This is a genomic window from Acinetobacter sp. BSP-28 (assembly GCF_044130285.1).
Taxonomy (GTDB): Bacteria; Pseudomonadota; Gammaproteobacteria; order Pseudomonadales; family Moraxellaceae; genus Acinetobacter.
This window is the reverse complement of the sequence record NZ_JBIQOB010000008.1, coordinates 55,872-72,053: the sequence shown is the minus strand read 5'-3', so window position 1 is coordinate 72,053 and position 16,182 is coordinate 55,872. Positions and strand designations below refer to the sequence as shown.

The window sequence follows — 16,182 nt, the reverse complement described above, 5'->3', positions numbered from 1 at the left end:
ATGTTCATCAAGAAATTAGCACTTACAGCTGCATTATGTTTCGGTGGGGTAGTTTCAGCTCAGGCTGCAGATCAAATGCATGACTTCAACTTTCAGGAAGCGGTGAGTCGTGCCGTGGCTGACGGTACGCTAGATGGTTCGGTTAAATTTTATTTGGCTGGAACCAAAGCGGGTGGCAAAGTAATTAAAAAAGGTTTGGTCACCAACAAGAAAACCAACGGTTTTGCCAAATCTGCTGAAAGCTCATGTGATCATGTATTACGTTCAGCTTTAATCCAGTTCCAGAATACGGCAAAAGCCAACGGTGCTAATGCGGTCACCAATATTGTGAGTTTCTACAAGTCTAACGAAACCAAGAGCACCACGACGTACAAATGTGCCAAAGGTATGGCTGTTGCAGGCGTAGCTTTAAAAGGCGATCTTGCAAAGCTATAAGCTTGATTGGCATCTGATTTTTAAATATCGAGTTGAAGCGATAGCTTTTTGTATTTTTAGCTCAGATAAAAAAGCCCATCATGTGATGGGCTTTTTTATGCAATTTAAAGAAAATATAGAAATTACTTTGGAATTTCCTGTTCTTCATCAAATTCAGGTTTCACCTGTACAATAAAGTCTTGACGGTTTAGACCACGCCATAATGCAAATGCAGTACCGATATAAATTGAAGAATAGGTACCCACAAATACACCAATAAACATTGCAATCGAGAACCAGTGTAGACCTTCACCACCCAGGAACATCATTGCTACAACGACCAGCAATAAAGTCATGGAGGTGTGGATGGTACGACGTAAAGTTTCCGTTAAGGAAATATTGACAATTTCACGTGGGGTTGCACCACGGATCTTGCGGAAATTTTCACGGATACGGTCGGATACCACAATGTTATCGTTTAACGAGAAACCTAATAGCGCAAGAATTGCCGCCAATACCGTTAAATCAAACGGCCATTGCATCATGGCAAAAATACCAATGGTGACAACAACGTCATGGAATAACGAAAGCACTGCACCTACGGCCAGTTTGAATTCAAAACGAATGGTCACGTAAACTAGCATTAACAGTAATGCCAAGGCTACGGCACCTGCCGAACGAACATAAAGCTCATTACCGACTTGTCCACCGACAGAATCGACTTTGTGGACTACTGCAGGGTTATTCGGTAATTGTGCCGCTTTGGTGATGGCGTTATTCAGATCTTCTACTTCAATGTCTTGAACAGGCATACGAACCAAAAGGTCTTTGTTACTGCCGAGGGTTTGTACGACCGCATCTTTAAAACCTGCCTGGCTCAAGGCCTGAACAACTTCGACCTGGTTTGCAGCTTGTTTATAGTTCAACTCGGCAGAGACACCACCGGTAAAGTCCAAACCGAGGTTTAGACCTTTGGTAGCAATAAAGAAAATACTGGCGAGAGTCAGGATGATAGAGATGATTGCCGCTGGTTTGGCAATCTTCATAAAGTCAATGATGCGCTCATCATCAGGGCGACCGTATTTCTTTTTCGGTTGAGTCATATCAGTCATCATCGATCTCCTAAATGCTCAACTTTTTCAAGTTACGTTTTTTGCCATAAATAATCTGTACGATTGCACGTGTTACAGTAATTGCTGTAAACATCGAGCAGACAATACCGATCATTAAGGTCACCGCGAAGCCTTTAATTGGGCCTGTACCGATGGCAAACAGAATGAACGCAACCAGGAATGTGGTTAAGTTCGAGTCAAAAATGGTGTTATAGGCTCGATCATAACCGGCGACAATCGCCTGTTTGGGCGAGGCTCCCCATTTCATTTCTTCTCGTATTCGCTCACAGATCAGTACGTTGGCATCGACTGCCATACCAATGGTAATGACGATACCGGCAATACCCGGAAGGGTAAGAGAAGCGCCAATCCATGACATAACGGTCAGGATCATAGCCAGGTTAAACACCAGTGCAAAGTTGGCAATTACACCGAACAGACGGAAGAACACCACCATCCAGATCGCGACCAGAAGGAAACCGATTTGAGTCGATAATACACCTTTGTCAATATTTTCCTGACCTAGGCTCGGACCAACCACACGTTCTTCAACGAAGTACATTGGCGCAGCCAGTGCACCGGCACGAAGCATCAAGGCAAGTTCAGCCGCTTCCTGTGGTGAATCCAGACCGGTAATACGGAACTGGGAACCCAATACCGCCTGAATGGTTGCAGCGTTAATGATGACTGACTCAGCATAAGGAGTACGAACTTCGGTTTGCGCACCCGTCACCGGATCTGGAACATAGCTGATCTTCTGCTTGTTCTCGATGAACAATACCGCCATGCGTTTACCAACCGCATTACGGGTGGCATCTGCCATTAACTTACCGCCAGCGCTGTCCAAAGTAATGTTTACTTCAGCACCACCAGTATCCTGGCTAAAGCCGCTAGAGGCATTTTGAACACGTTCACCGGTCAGAATGCGGTTACGGTTCAATAATAATTCACGACCGCTATCCAACGATTCATAAGCAAAAGCTTCAGTACCCGGAGGTAGGGCCTGAGCTGTAGACTTGCCGGTATACGGATCGATGTACTGGTCATTCAAATCGGAAACCAGACGGAATTCCAGGTTGGCTGTACGGCCCAAGACGCGTTTCGCTTCAGCAGTGTCCTGAACACCCGGAAGTTCAACCACAATACGGTTGCTGCCTTGAGTTTGAACCAATGCTTCCGCTACACCTAACTCGTTAATACGGTTACGTAAAGTAGTTAAGTTCTGGTTAACGGCATAAGACTGAATTTCCTGCTTGCGCACGTCGGTATAGTTCAGACGTAAAGTTGAACCGGACTCCGAGGCAATCGCTTGCTGGTTGAATTCATTGCCATTACGACGCAAGAAATCCATTACAGCTTCACGGTCGCTATTATTGGCGAACTGAACGGTAATGGTATTGTTATTCAACGACAGGCTGTTGAATTTCAGCTTGTTATCACGCAGTTGCCGACGCAAATCAGTTGCCGATGTTTCCATACGTTGACTGATGGCCTTGTCCATATCCACTTCAAGCAGGAAGTGAACACCACCACGTAAATCCAGACCCAACTTCATTGGCTTGGCACCAATTTTTTGCAGCCATTCAGGTGTGGTTGGCGCGAGGTTTAATGCAACAACATAATTATCACCCAATCCGCGACGCAATACTTCTTTGGCTTTTAACTGTGCTTCAGAAGAGTCGAGACGTAAAAGGGCAGCATTATTGCTAAAGCTGTTGTCATGGCTTGTAATTTTTTCACTTTGTAATAATTGCTCTGCTTTTTGCACGATGCTCTGGTCAATTTGGGTACCAGCTTTGGCACCGGAAATTTGAACAGCAGGTTCATCGGGGTACAAACTAGGCAGGGCGTATAATGTACTGACCACCAAAACCACGAGGATCAGCAGATATTTCCATGCTGGGTAACGCATCTGTTTTCTTCTTAAAATGAAAAAGTCGTGCTAGAGCACGACTAATTTTGATTAGAGATTATTTAATGTGCCTTCCGGAAGAACCGAAATCACACTTGCACGCTGAATTTTTACTTCTACGCCACGGCTTAATTCAACCACGGCAAAATCACCTTCGATTTTAGTGATTTTACCCATTAAACCACCGGCAAAAACCACTTCACTACCTACACCTAGGCTTTCAACTAGTGTGCGGTGCTCTTTAGCGCGTTTTGCTTGAGGGCGCCAGATGAGGAAATAGAAAATTGCGACAAATACTGCAATCATCAAAAGGTTGGTTACCAAACTTGGCTGGGCTGCAGCTTCACCTGCTGCGTGAGCAGTAGAAATAAAAAGGCTCATTTCATTTTCCTAAAATAAAAAACTGTATATCAACAATATGATAATAAACTAACTTGTTCAGCAATTTACCTTGTCTTTTTCCTCAGCGCAAATGCTGATGGATTAATCTTCAGGACAAGGTGGCACTTCTAGACCACGACGCGCATAAAAATCCTGCACATATTCATCAAAAGTACCATTATCTAACGCATCACGGATGTCTTGTGTAAACCTTTGGTAATAACGCAGGTTATGAATAGTACCCAGCATGGAACCCAGCATTTCGCCACATTTTTCCAGATGGAACAGATAAGCACGGGTGAAATTTTGGCAGGTATAGCAGTCGCAGTCTGGATCGAGCGAACTTTGGTCATGACGATATTTGGCATTACGAATCCGCACCAAACCGTCTGTCACAAAATAATGACCGTTACGTGCATTACGCGTTGGCATGACACAGTCAAACATATCCACACCACGGCGGATGCCTTCCACGATATCTTCAGGCTTGCCGACACCCATCAGGTAACGTGGCTTGTCTTCCGGCATTTTCGGTGGAAGATGATCCAGAATTTTGATCATTTCTTCTTTCGGTTCACCGACAGAAAGACCGCCAATAGCAAAGCCATCAAAGTCGATTTCTTTTAAGCCTGCTAGCGATTCATCACGCAGGTCTTCATACATACCGCCCTGAATGATACCGAACAGGGCATTTTTATTTTTTAACACATCATGGTGATGGGTTTTACAGCGTTTTGCCCAGCGCAGTGACAGCTGCAAAGATTTCTGTGCTTCTTCACGTGTGGCCGGGTAAGGCGTACATTCGTCAAAAATCATCACGATGTCTGAATTCAAGGTATGTTGAATATCCATTGAAATTTCAGGTGATAAAAAGACTTTTGAACCATCAATCGGGGAGCGGAAGGTTACCCCTTCTTCTTTAATTTTACGCATGGCACCGAGGCTAAACACCTGGAAGCCGCCTGAATCGGTTAAAATCGGTTTGTTCCATTTCATGAACTCGTGCAAACCGCCATGTTCACGAATCACGTCCAGGCCGGGACGTAAATAGAGATGGAAGGTGTTACCTAAAATAATCTGGGCTTTAATATCTTCTACATCACGTGGGAGCATGCCCTTGACTGTACCGTAGGTACCGACAGGCATAAATACTGGGGTTTCCACCACGCCGTGTTCCAGTGTTAAACGACCACGACGGGCACGGCCCGACTGACCTAATTTTTCAAACTTCATAAAATATCCTGAACAAGAGCAAAGCACTGCTTTGCTTGCAGTGCAAGAGCGAAAAAACAGTTCGCCGCTAAAAGTTCGCTATTTTCCTTGATTACGCACATAAACGCCAGTGTTGTCGGATTTTAACCCGATTCTTTTTGCTGAAGAAAATAAGCTAAAAGTGTGGCTGTGCTTGACCTGCGGAGGGGCATGCAGAAATGATGCTTTTCTGCATACCGATATTTTGATTTATTATAATATTAACGACTTAAAAATTCGGTCGATAGTCAAAACTCTGTGTAGCTGCCAGATCGCGAAAGGGACGAATGGCTTTCTTACTCAGGGTCATGGTGTTAACAATATTATTCGGAAAGATCTGAATATGGTTGTTAAACAGCTCGACATTGCGGTTAAAAATACTAATGGCTGCCCCGACATTTTCATTTTGCTCTTCAATTTCATTCATCATTTTTAGATAAATTTCATTGGCTTTCAGTTCTGGATAGTTCTCTACCACAACATTAAGACTATGCATCAATTCTTTATTGAGGCTTTCAATACGTTGTAACTGGGCAACATCAGCATTGTTTAAATTGAGGTTTAAAATATTCTGGCGCAGTTCGGTGACTTTTTCCAAAGTGCCTTGTTCAAAATTGGAATATTGTTCAACCAAGGGTTGCAGGCCATCCAGAATCTTAAGTTTCTGACGCTCATAGGTTGCTACATCTGACCAGGCACGAATAGAAGCATTGTGATGACGCACAATATTATTGCGAATCATGATACAGGCTACAATCACGGCAATAATCAACAATAAAAAAATCAATAGCCCCATTTATTTGTCCCCAAACATTTACAAGATTGTTATTTTAAAAACTGTGTTAAATCACGCTGTAAGCTTTCCAGATACGGTAATTTAAAAGTACGTAAGTGTCCACGTAATGCGGAAATATCTTGAATTTTTTTTGCCCGGCTTGAAATGTGAAATAAATCGGCAGGCCCTAAAAAACATAAGATATGACTGTCGGGATGGAAGATTAAATCACCCTGACGCTGGGCAAAAAATTCATCCAGCTTCAGAACAAATGCAGGAGTGAGCTGTTTTGCCATCTGCATTTCATCACTGCCAAAAATATTGAGTTTCTGATTGATTTGTATATCACTGGTATGCCAGGGAAAACTGTAAGGATAATAAAAGTCCTTGTTGGCCGTGGTGACAGCCAGCCCCTGTGTCTCGACATCAAAAACAAAGACACCCCATAAATCTTTGTGTACTTCCCTGACCTGTACTTCATTACCGTCTTTATTACGAATCCGGATTTCATTGACATAATGATATTGAAACACCATGACCTGATGCTGTTTGCCTTCATCATCCGTCCATTGGGTACTGGCGTAATAGGGAAAGTCATTTGAAATGCTGCCCTGGTTAAAAACCGGAAACAGGCGCTTTAAATGAGCAATAAACAAAACCGGTTGCAGGGGAACAGAAATATGCTGCGGCTGTTGCTGGAAGGCAAGATTGTATTTTTTAGCAATGCTTTGCTGTTCCAGATATTCGATCACTTCATCAACGGGCTTGCTTTCTTCGTAGCTAATATAGGCCCAGAAAATCATAAAGAAACCGCTAATCAAACTGATCTGAATCCAGATATTGCCTGGGTTGATAAAAATCAGCAGGATAAAAAAAAGTCCTGTAGCTGCCAGAAGCAGCGGGAGGACATTTTCAAATTTGAGCACGATCGGGGCATTCCAGGGATGCAGGGCATCTAAAATATCCTGATGCGTTTGCGCCTTGCGGGCAATGTCCCAAAGCCGCGCAATATTATTAAAGACCCGTTCATTTTTTTTACGTCGAATATGAATCGAATGTTTAACAGTGTCGAGCGGCATGGCGTGCTTCTTTTATCGGCAATAATTAAGGTGTGATTTTATCAACCAGCATGGCATCGCCATAACTGAAGAAACGGTACTTGGCTTCTACAGCATGATGATAGGCAGCTAAAATATTATCACGATTCGACAAGGCCGAAACCAGCATCAATAAAGTAGATTCAGGAAGATGGAAGTTGGTAATCAGACGATCAACCACTTTAAATTCGTAGCCTGGATAAATGAAAATTTGCGTATCACCCGTCCAGCCTTTTAACTCACCGCCATTGGCCTGCGCTGCGCTTTCAGTGGCACGGGTTGCTGTAGTACCGACAGCAATGACTTTATTGCCACGGGCTTTGGTTTCTTTGATTAGCGCCATAGATTCATCAGACACATCACACCATTCACTGTGCATGATATGGTTTTCAATATCGTTGGTCCGTACCGGAAGGAAGGTTCCTGCACCGACATGCAAGGTCACAAAGGTTTTCTGGATGCCTTTTTCTTCAAGTTTTTTCAACAAAGCTTCGTCAAAATGCAGGCTGGCGGTAGGGGCCGCAACACTGGCCAGTTTGCTTGGATCATTAAAGACAGTTTGATAACGCTCGGTATCAATCGATTCTGCTTCACGGTTGAAATAAGGCGGAATTGGCAAAGCACCATATAAATCTAGAACATTTAAAATGGGCTGAGAAAACTCGACAATGAACAGGTTTTCATGACGGCCTTTGACTGTGACTTTAACTTCATCTGGACCAATGAACAGTTCTGCACCTTCTTTTGGCGAGTTGCTGGCTTTAATATGGCAATGCGCAATGAACTTGTCCAGCATGCGTTCCACCAAAACTTCAACCGCACCCCCAGTGGCACGTTTACCTTTCAGACGTGCTTTCATGACCTTGGTGTCATTTAAAACCAGCAAATCACCTTTATTCAGTAAATCTAGAATATCTGTAAATTGATGGTCATGATATTGACCTTGAGCATCAAGATGCAAAAGGCGTGAAGCACTACGGGTTTCAAGTGGATAACGGGCGATCAGCTCGTCAGGGAGATCAAAGTTAAAGTCAGAAAGTTGCATCTTCAATGTATTGAAATAAGAAAAACATCCGCATTATAGGCTGGAAATGCACAAAACTGATGATATGTGATGTTTTTTAAAACAAAGTTTTTGATTTTGATTTAAAATTGAGCGATCGGTTAATTTAGATAATTGACAATTTCAAGTTTGAGAGTAATATAGCCACCACAAGCTGATCAGCTTGCAACACCTTTCCCGAGGTGGTGAAATTGGTAGACGCGGCGGACTCAAAATCCGCTGTCAGAGATGACGTGTCGGTTCGAGTCCGACCCTCGGGACCAAGATTTTAAAGAACCCCAAGCATATTAAGTCTTGGGGTTTTTTATTGCCTGATAAAAAGTGTGGTAGTCGCATTTAAAGCATTGATGGAGTTTATGTTATTCTTTTAAAAATATTTTTTTATTTTTATGAAAATGATAACGATTGATTTATTAATTAAAATTTTGCCAGTATTTCTAGCTATTGTCCCTTTTTTAGTCTGGCTTGATAAAGCTAAGCGTTTTACGCATCGGCGGAAATTTTATTTGAATCGCTTGGAAGCGGTTAAGGAATACTTGGATAATTATTATAATTCGGACAAAAATAAATTGGAGAAGGATTGCGCTGCACAAGCATTAGTGTGTTCTGAGAAAATTGGACATTTAGAAGTGGATTATGTAATTAAAGAGTTTCCACAACGTTTTTTTATAATTGCTAAAAAATTAATTACTGCACGCCATTTTATAAAAGCATTTATTGCAGATGATAAAATAATTCTTGTGGCGCATTCCTCTAAAGAAAATTATAAAAAGAAAAGAATGATTTTGGTTGGGATGTATTTGTCTTCAATTATTATTATTCCTCTAAATAATATTTTGGTCTTTCTGATCAAAAAAATAGGCTGGTTTCCTTTATTTGATGTGTCGGAATGGGTGGTGGTAGCAGGAGGGTTCTGTACTCTTGTTATTGGTACAATTATTGCTATTATCTCTGGTCTTCTATTTCACGCGATTGATGCTGTTATAGAAATTTATGATGATTTACACGTAAGCTGTATTTCTAAAAAACAAGAAAACTAGACTTTCCTTTAAGCCCAATGATTTATCCTCTGAGGTGATGGGGAATTGTAGATTGTGTTGTAGGATTTAAAAAAAACCGGCATCTAAACGCCGGTTTTTTACATCACTAACTTTCGTCAGTTTTAGAAAAGCTTAGATTGAAGCAAGAGCAGTATTAAATGTAGCACTTGGACGCATTACTGCATTTACTTTCTCTTGATCAAGAGCGTAGTAACCACCGATGTCTACAGCCTTACCTTGTACTTGAGCAAGTTCAGCAACGATTTTCTCTTCGTTTTCAGCAAGTGCTTTTGCAAGAGGAGTAAACTTCGCTTTAAGCTCAGCATCTTCGTCTTGTGCAGCAAGCGCTTCAGCCCAGAATTTAGCCAGGTAGAAGTGGCTGCCACGGTTATCTAGCTCACCAGTACGACGTGATGGAGACTTGTCATTGTCAAGCAAGATACCGGTTGCTTTATCTAAAGTTTGAGCAAGAAGTTTCGCACGAGCATTGTTTTCTTTAATGCCCATTTCCTCTAATGACACTGCAAGTGCCAAGAACTCACCTAAAGAATCCCAACGCAAGTGGTTTTCTTCTACAAGCTGTTGTACGTGTTTAGGTGCAGAACCACCAGCACCAGTTTCGTACATGCCGCCACCAGCCATTAACGGCACGATAGAAAGCATTTTCGCAGAAGTACCAAGTTCCATAATTGGGAACAAGTCAGTCAGGTAGTCACGTAGGATGTTACCAGTTACTGAAATAGTATCCAGGCCACGTGCTACACGCTCAAGCGTATAACGCATTGCACGAACTTGAGACATGATTTGGATATCCAAACCAGTGGTGTCGTGATCTTTCAAGTATTTTTGTACTTTCTTGATCAGTTCGTTTTCGTGTGGACGGTACGGGTCAAGCCAGAAGATTGCAGGCATGCCTGAGTTACGTGCACGAGTTACTGCAAGTTTCACCCAGTCACGGATCGGTGCATCTTTCACCTGACACATACGCCAGATGTCGCCTTCTTCCACGTTTTGAGACATCAACACTTCACCTGTTTCAAGGTCAGTGATGTTCGCAACACCTGCTTCAGGAATTTCGAATGTCTTGTCGTGTGAGCCGTATTCTTCAGCTTTTTGCGCCATCAAACCAACGTTTGGCACAGTACCCATAGTACGTGGGTCGAAGTTACCATTCCATTTACAGAAATTGATCATTTCCTGGTAAATACGTGCGAATGTAGATTCAGGCATTACTGCTTTAGCATCATACTGTTTACCATCAGCACCCCACATTTTACCACCAGCACGGATCATTGCAGGCATAGAAGCATCTACAATGATGTCGTTAGGAGAATGGAAGTTGGTGATGCCTTTAGCTGAATCAACCATCGCAAGTGCTGGACGGTGTTCTTGGCAAGCATGAAGATCTTCGATAATTTCTTCACGTAATGAGGTAGGTAGTGTTTCGATTTTCTCGTAAAGACCAGCCATACCATTGTTGATGTTAATACCTAATTCATCAAACAGTTTGCCGTGTTTTTCAAACGCTTCTTTGTAGTAAATTTTCACACAGTGACCGAATACAATCGGGTGTGAAACTTTCATCATCGTTGCTTTAACGTGTAAAGAGAACAAAATGCCCGCTTCGCGACAATCTTCAAGTTCTTTCTCATAGAAATCGCAAAGCGCTTTCTTGCTCATGAACATTGAGTCAATGATTTCGCCGTCTAGAAGTGCAACTTTTGGCTTAAGAACGATTGTTTCACCATTCTTGGTGATGAGTTCCATTTTTACATTGCGAGCACGGTCTAAAGTCATTGATTTCTCACCGTGGTAGAAGTCACCTTCTTCCATGTGTGAAACGTGAGTTTGCGACCATTGTTTCCACTCGCTCATAGAGTGCGGGTGTTTTTTCGCATAGTTTTTCACTGCGGCAGGCGCACGACGGTCAGAGTTACCTTCGCGCAGTACCGGGTTTACAGCAGAACCTAAACATTTGCTGTAACGTGCTTTAATTGCTTTTTCTTCCTCGGTTGCCGGGTTCTCCGGATAGTCAGGAAGAGCATAGCCTTTCGATTGAAGTTCCTTGATACAAGCTGTCAACTGGCCAACTGAAGCACTAATATTTGGGAGTTTAATGATATTAGTGTCTGGGTCTTGTGTGAGATTGCCAAGCTCTGCCAGGGTATTCGGTACTTTCTGCTCATCGCTTAGGAAGTCCGTAAATTCTGCAAGCACACGTACAGCCACAGAGATGTCTTTTTTAACAATCTCTACACCAGCTGGCTTGGTAAAGGTCTCAATGATCGGCAGCAGGGAGTAGGTCGCCAACAATGGCGCCTCGTCGGTCAATGTGTAAATGATTTTTGACTTTCCACCAGCCATATATAGCCCCTTGCTTTGGATTGAGTTTTTAGGCACCGAGCTTGTGGCTCAGTCCCGCGAACCGGTTTGCTTAAATAAAACATTAAAAAGTATCGGTGCTTATTGCACCTCAGCCGAACAGCAATATCTTGCATATTGGTCTTTGGCTGAAAATTTGTATATATCAGTGTTGTTCACCAATCCTTCTATTCTACGTGAAATTTAGTCATTTTTCGAATCGGGATGGGGCCGCCAGTCTCTTATGTGGCAGTGACCCACACTTTGTCATATAAGCAGAGGTTTTGAGTCAATAGAAAATATAATTTATTATTATCAATAGCTTATTTTATTTTTGTGACTCTTGGTTGAAAAAAAACCAACTGGTTTTTATTGCCGATTTATAAAGTAATTACTTAAAACATGTTGGGTATCATGGAAATAAATTATCTAGCAGGGAATAAGAAGCAAATTTCTTTCCTTTTAAGGTCGAAAAAAAGTATTTTTGATGTAGGTGATGGAGATATTTCGATCTGAATTTGGCTTAAACTGCCCTAAATTGTCACTTTTTATTTGTCTGTGTCTTTCTTTATTGTATTGGATGTGAAATTTTGTTAATAAAGTTAATTGTAATAGTGGGTTTTTAACTATAGGGGTATCTACACACTCTAGAGAGGCAAATATGGCAATGCAATTACTCGAAATAGGCTCAACTACAGATCAGCTTAGTGCTTGCAAGTTATCATTGTTGCTTGGTGTTTTTACCTCAAATAATCGTGTTGAAGGTTTTTTAAAATTTGCACGCGGCATTCTGCAGGCAGATTGCGGCATTCTATGTTTTCATGATGAACCTTATATTTGGCATTCTTCAGCCGAAGGCTTTAAAGTATTTCAAGCAAGTGCAGAAGCCAATTTAGCCTCATTTTTTGCAGGCGATACCATCCTTAGTTCAACACATAAAAATTACCCAACTTTTTCCCGGCATATTCATGATTTAGGCGTTAAGCATCGCCGAATTGTAGGCTTTGACTTAAAAGTTAATAAAAATCAATCTATTGGGCAAATTATTTTGTTCGATAACCAGCTTGATCCATTTAACGGAAATAATCTGGAGCTGGTTCATGAATTTGCCATGAGCCTGATTAGCATTATTGAGTTACGTTCAGACTATGCTGAACTTAAAGAATTATATGAACAGCAATTGGCGCTAAATTTTAGTAAAACCAAGTTTTTTCAAATTATTGCCCATGATTTACGCGCTCCATTTCATGGCTTGATTGGCTTTTCCGAAGTGCTTGCTCAAGAGCGTGATACGCTGGACGATGCAAATATTCAGGATATTGCAGATTATTTGCTGGACACTTCTCAATCGACTTATAGTCTTTTAGAAAGTTTGCTGAACTGGGCAATGGCAGAAGGCGGACGCTTTGTTTATCACCCGATTAATTTTAATTTAAAACAGTCTTCAAGCATTGTTTATTCGGTCTTGAACAGCTTGGCAAGCAAGAAAAATATCCAGCTGATTGATCAGGTGCCTGAAGATTTAAAAGTCCATGCCGATATCAATATGGTCACTTCGGTTTTGCAGAATCTGGTCTCCAATGCGCTGAAATTTACCCATATGGATGGCACAGGAAAAGTGACCATGTATGCTGAAAAATCAGAAGGCTATGTTGATGTTTACATTCAGGATACTGGCTTGGGCATGACACAGGCCCAGATTGATGAACTTTTCCAGCCGCGTTTGACTATCAGCTTTAAGGGAACTGACGGTGAAAAAGGTACCGGGCTGGGATTGGTACTCTGTCAACGGTTTGTGGATTTGAATCAGGGTAAAATTTCGGTGCAGTCAAAAGAAGGTGTAGGTACCACATTTAAGGTCTCTTTACCCATAGCTGACCATGCTCATCAAGCTCTCTCTTTAGACAGGATGAAGCAGGCGATTGCTGAATAAATCAGAACAGAAACTAAATTTCTTTTCCACTATCTCTTTTCAGCTGCTATAACTAGAAAAAAAATCAGGCTGAAGGTTTTAAGATGAATGCGGAACAATTGCAGAACACATTGCGAGCGAGTCAATATGCAGAACAGGTATTGGGAAAACACAGCGCTTTATTAGAACAAGATTATGCAATTGATCAATTTATCCTTCCTTTAACGACCATTCAAATCCAGAACTTTGTTCATGACACGCTAGAGCAAATTGCAGATGAAACCACATGGATGCAGGCCATTCGTGTACTTCGCGCGCGCTTGATGTTCCGCTGGATTTGGCAGGATGCCAATCGGCTGACTGATGTAGTTACCCTGACCCGTGAGCTTTCCGATTTTGCCGATGCTGCCATTTGTGCGGCGAAAGATTTTGCCCGTGTGCCTTTGGTGGCCAAGCATGGTGAGCCGATCGGCTACGGTGGGGCTGTGCAGGATTTAATTGTGGTGGCCATGGGCAAGCTCGGGGCACAAGAGCTTAATCTTTCAAGTGATATTGATCTTATTTTTGCCTTTGATGAACAGGGCGAAACTGATGGTCGCAAATGTATCGATGTACAGCAGTTCTGTATTTTGTGGGGACAAAAACTGATTTATCTGCTGGATCATATGACCGCAGACGGATTTGTATTCCGTGTTGATATGCGCCTGCGTCCTTGGGGCGATGGTTCAGCTTTGGCGATTAGCCATGTTGCCCTGGAAAAATATTTAAGCCAGCATGGCCGTGAATGGGAGCGCTATGCATGGATTAAGGCACGTATTGTGACTGGTGGTAAAGAAGGTGCAGAACTGCTGGAGATGACCCGTCCATTCGTATTTCGCAAATACGTGGATTACACCGCCTTTGAAGCCATGCGTGAAATGAAGGCGATGATTGAACGCGAAGTACAACGCCGTAATATCGAAGATGATATCAAGCTTGGAGCAGGGGGAATTCGTGAAGTCGAATTCATCGTTCAAGTCTTTCAATTAATTTATGGTGGCTCAAAACTTGAATTACAGGATCGCCAGTGTCTGGTCAGCCTGCATCATTTGGGGGAAGTGGGGCTTCTTGAGCAAAATGCCGTATTTGAACTGGAAGATGCCTATCTGTTCCTGCGCCGGATTGAACATGCCATTCAGGCACTCAATGACCAGCAGACCCAATCCTTGCCCAATGAACCTGATTTAAGAAATCGTATGATTGAAACGCTGGGTTTTGACAGTTGGGAGCAATTTTTAGCCTTACTGAATCAAAAGCGTGCCAAGGTCATTTACCAGTTTGAACATCTGATCAAGGAAAAGGAGCCTGATCCTTTAATTGAAAGCTTTACTCAATTAGAGAAACAGCTGAATGAGGTTCTGGATGAAGACGCCAAAAATCTGGTACATGAGTTCTGGTATGGGCATGCGCTGAAAAAATTACCTGCCAAAGCTGTACAACGCCTGAAAACTTTCTGGCCACACCTGATTGAAGCTATTTTACAATCCGATAAACCACAAGTCGCATTACTGCGTTTAATGCCTCTAGTCGAATCGGTCCTGCGCCGTACTGTGTATCTGGTGATGCTGATTGAAAGTAAGGGTGCACTGCAGCGCTTGGTGAAAATGGCAACGGTGAGTCCATGGATTTGTGAGGAACTGACCCATTATCCGGTACTGCTGGACGAATTTTTATCGATGGATTTTGAATTGCCGAAACGTCAGGATCTGGAAGATTCACTGCGCCAGCAACTGTTGCGCATTGAGATTGATCAGGTTGAAGATCAGATGCGCGTGCTGCGTTTATTCAAGAAATCCAATGTATTGGCTGTGGCAGCCAGTGATGTTCTGGCAGAAAGCCCATTGATGAAAGTCTCCGATGCATTAACCGATATTGCAGAAGTTTCAGTGAATGCGACGCTAAATCTGGCTTATCAAATTACTGCTAAAAAGCATGGCTATCCTTTAGATGCAGAGGGGCAGCGCTGTTCACTCAATCATATGGCATTCGCGGTCGCAGGCTATGGCAAATTAGGCGGTATTGAGCTGGGTTATGGCTCGGATCTGGATCTGGTATTTATTCATTATATGAGTGAGCAGGGCGATACCGATGGCATTAAACCGATTAGCGGTTTTGAGTTTGCCATACGCGTAGCACAAAAATTCATGTCGCTGATGACTACCCAGACTTTAGATGGGCGCGTTTATGAAATTGATACACGTTTACGCCCATCTGGTGAAGCGGGATTGCTGGTCACTAGCTTGAAAGCCTTTGAACAATATCAATTAAAAAGTGCCTGGGTGTGGGAGCATCAGGCGCTGGTTCGTGCCCGATCCATCGCAGGTGAAGTTTCACTGCGAGAAAAATTTGAAGATTTACGCTGCCGCATTTTGACTCAACCACGGGATGAGGCGAATGTTCGAGCAGAAGTGCTAAAAATGCGTCAGAAGATGAAAGAGCATCTGGGTTCTTCCAAAGAGCAGCAAAAAGATGGGATTTTTCATTTAAAACAGGATACAGGAGGTATCGTTGATATCGAATTTATGGCACAGTATGCGGTATTAGCATGGAGTGGGTCGAATCCTGATCTCGCCCATTACTCCGACAACGTACGAATCCTTGAGGATGCCGCAAAAACGGATCGCTTATCCAGCGCCGACGCGACAGCATTGATTCAAGCTTATCTCAGTGAACGAGCCGAGAGCCACCGTTTAGCCCTTGCAAATCAATCCATGCAAGTTTCAGCTGACGACTGGCACGATACCCGAGAGGTCGTTTGCAAGTTATGGCAAAGATTAATTGATCCAAGTGCAGCTGTTGCCTTGGATAAAAATGACTGTGTATAA

13 protein-coding genes and 1 tRNA gene are annotated in these 16,182 nt (G+C 42.6%); 6 read left to right on the top strand and 8 right to left on the bottom strand.

The genetic code is table 11. From position 1 onward, the window contains the following. A complete protein-coding gene (locus ACE01R_RS07665; RefSeq protein WP_395550144.1) occupies window positions 1-435 on the top strand; it encodes an excinuclease in 435 nt (144 codons plus the stop codon). Window positions 436-557: 122 nt separating this feature from the next. Here ACE01R_RS07665 and secF read toward each other — a convergent pair whose 3' ends face one another. From secF to queA, 7 genes are all read right to left on the bottom strand, one after another. Continuing rightward, entirely contained in the window at window positions 558-1,529 is a 972-nt protein-coding gene (secF, locus tag ACE01R_RS07660; RefSeq protein ID WP_395550138.1) for a protein translocase subunit SecF, read from the bottom strand. 7 nt (window positions 1,530-1,536) lie between these two features. After that, entirely contained in the window at window positions 1,537-3,438 is a 1,902-nt protein-coding gene (gene secD, locus ACE01R_RS07655; protein ID WP_395550127.1) for a protein translocase subunit SecD, read from the bottom strand. 51 nt (window positions 3,439-3,489) lie between these two features. Then, entirely contained in the window at window positions 3,490-3,819 is a 330-nt protein-coding gene (gene yajC, locus ACE01R_RS07650; protein WP_131288646.1) for a preprotein translocase subunit YajC, read from the bottom strand. A gap of 102 nt (window positions 3,820-3,921) precedes the next feature. Further along, window positions 3,922-5,052 carry a tRNA guanosine(34) transglycosylase Tgt gene (gene tgt, locus ACE01R_RS07645; protein WP_395550119.1) on the bottom strand — a complete coding sequence of 377 codons (1,131 nt, stop codon included), beginning with the start codon at window positions 5,050-5,052 and terminating at the stop codon, window positions 3,922-3,924. Window positions 5,053-5,299: 247 nt separating this feature from the next. Next, on the bottom strand, window positions 5,300-5,866 hold the full coding sequence (locus ACE01R_RS07640; RefSeq protein WP_395550118.1) for a LemA family protein: 567 nt from the start codon (window positions 5,864-5,866) through the stop codon (window positions 5,300-5,302). A 29-nt stretch (window positions 5,867-5,895) separates the two neighbouring features. Continuing rightward, on the bottom strand, window positions 5,896-6,924 hold the full coding sequence (locus ACE01R_RS07635; RefSeq protein ID WP_395550117.1) for a hypothetical protein: 1,029 nt from the start codon (window positions 6,922-6,924) through the stop codon (window positions 5,896-5,898). A gap of 25 nt (window positions 6,925-6,949) precedes the next feature. Continuing rightward, a complete protein-coding gene (gene queA / locus ACE01R_RS07630) occupies window positions 6,950-7,987 on the bottom strand; it encodes a tRNA preQ1(34) S-adenosylmethionine ribosyltransferase-isomerase QueA (protein WP_395550113.1) in 1,038 nt (345 codons plus the stop codon). A 194-nt stretch (window positions 7,988-8,181) separates the two neighbouring features. Here queA and ACE01R_RS07625 point away from each other — a divergent pair. Together ACE01R_RS07625 and ACE01R_RS07620 are read left to right on the top strand one after the other, a co-directional pair. Further along, window positions 8,182-8,268, top strand: a tRNA-Leu gene (locus ACE01R_RS07625). Window positions 8,269-8,400: 132 nt separating this feature from the next. After that, entirely contained in the window at window positions 8,401-9,045 is a 645-nt protein-coding gene (locus tag ACE01R_RS07620; protein WP_395550112.1) for a hypothetical protein, read from the top strand. 132 nt (window positions 9,046-9,177) lie between these two features. On the opposite strand, the gene ACE01R_RS07615 is transcribed toward ACE01R_RS07620, so the two are convergent. After that, window positions 9,178-11,409 carry an NADP-dependent isocitrate dehydrogenase gene (locus ACE01R_RS07615; protein ID WP_395550111.1) on the bottom strand — a complete coding sequence of 744 codons (2,232 nt, stop codon included), beginning with the start codon at window positions 11,407-11,409 and terminating at the stop codon, window positions 9,178-9,180. 43 nt (window positions 11,410-11,452) lie between these two features. On the opposite strand from ACE01R_RS07615, the gene ACE01R_RS07610 reads away from it, so the two are divergent. The 3 genes from ACE01R_RS07610 (at window position 11,453) to glnE (ending at window position 16,182) form a co-directional block, all read left to right on the top strand. After that, window positions 11,453-11,614 (top strand): hypothetical protein, encoded by a 162-nt coding sequence (locus tag ACE01R_RS07610; protein ID WP_395550109.1) that lies wholly within the window; start codon window positions 11,453-11,455, stop codon window positions 11,612-11,614. A 453-nt stretch (window positions 11,615-12,067) separates the two neighbouring features. Further along, the gene (locus ACE01R_RS07605; RefSeq protein WP_395550108.1) at window positions 12,068-13,339 is read left to right on the top strand and encodes a sensor histidine kinase; all 1,272 of its coding nucleotides are present in this window, start codon (window positions 12,068-12,070) and stop codon (window positions 13,337-13,339) included. 83 nt (window positions 13,340-13,422) lie between these two features. Next, window positions 13,423-16,182, top strand: a complete 2,760-nt coding sequence (gene glnE / locus ACE01R_RS07600) for a bifunctional [glutamate--ammonia ligase]-adenylyl-L-tyrosine phosphorylase/[glutamate--ammonia-ligase] adenylyltransferase (protein WP_395550104.1) — start codon at window positions 13,423-13,425, stop codon at window positions 16,180-16,182.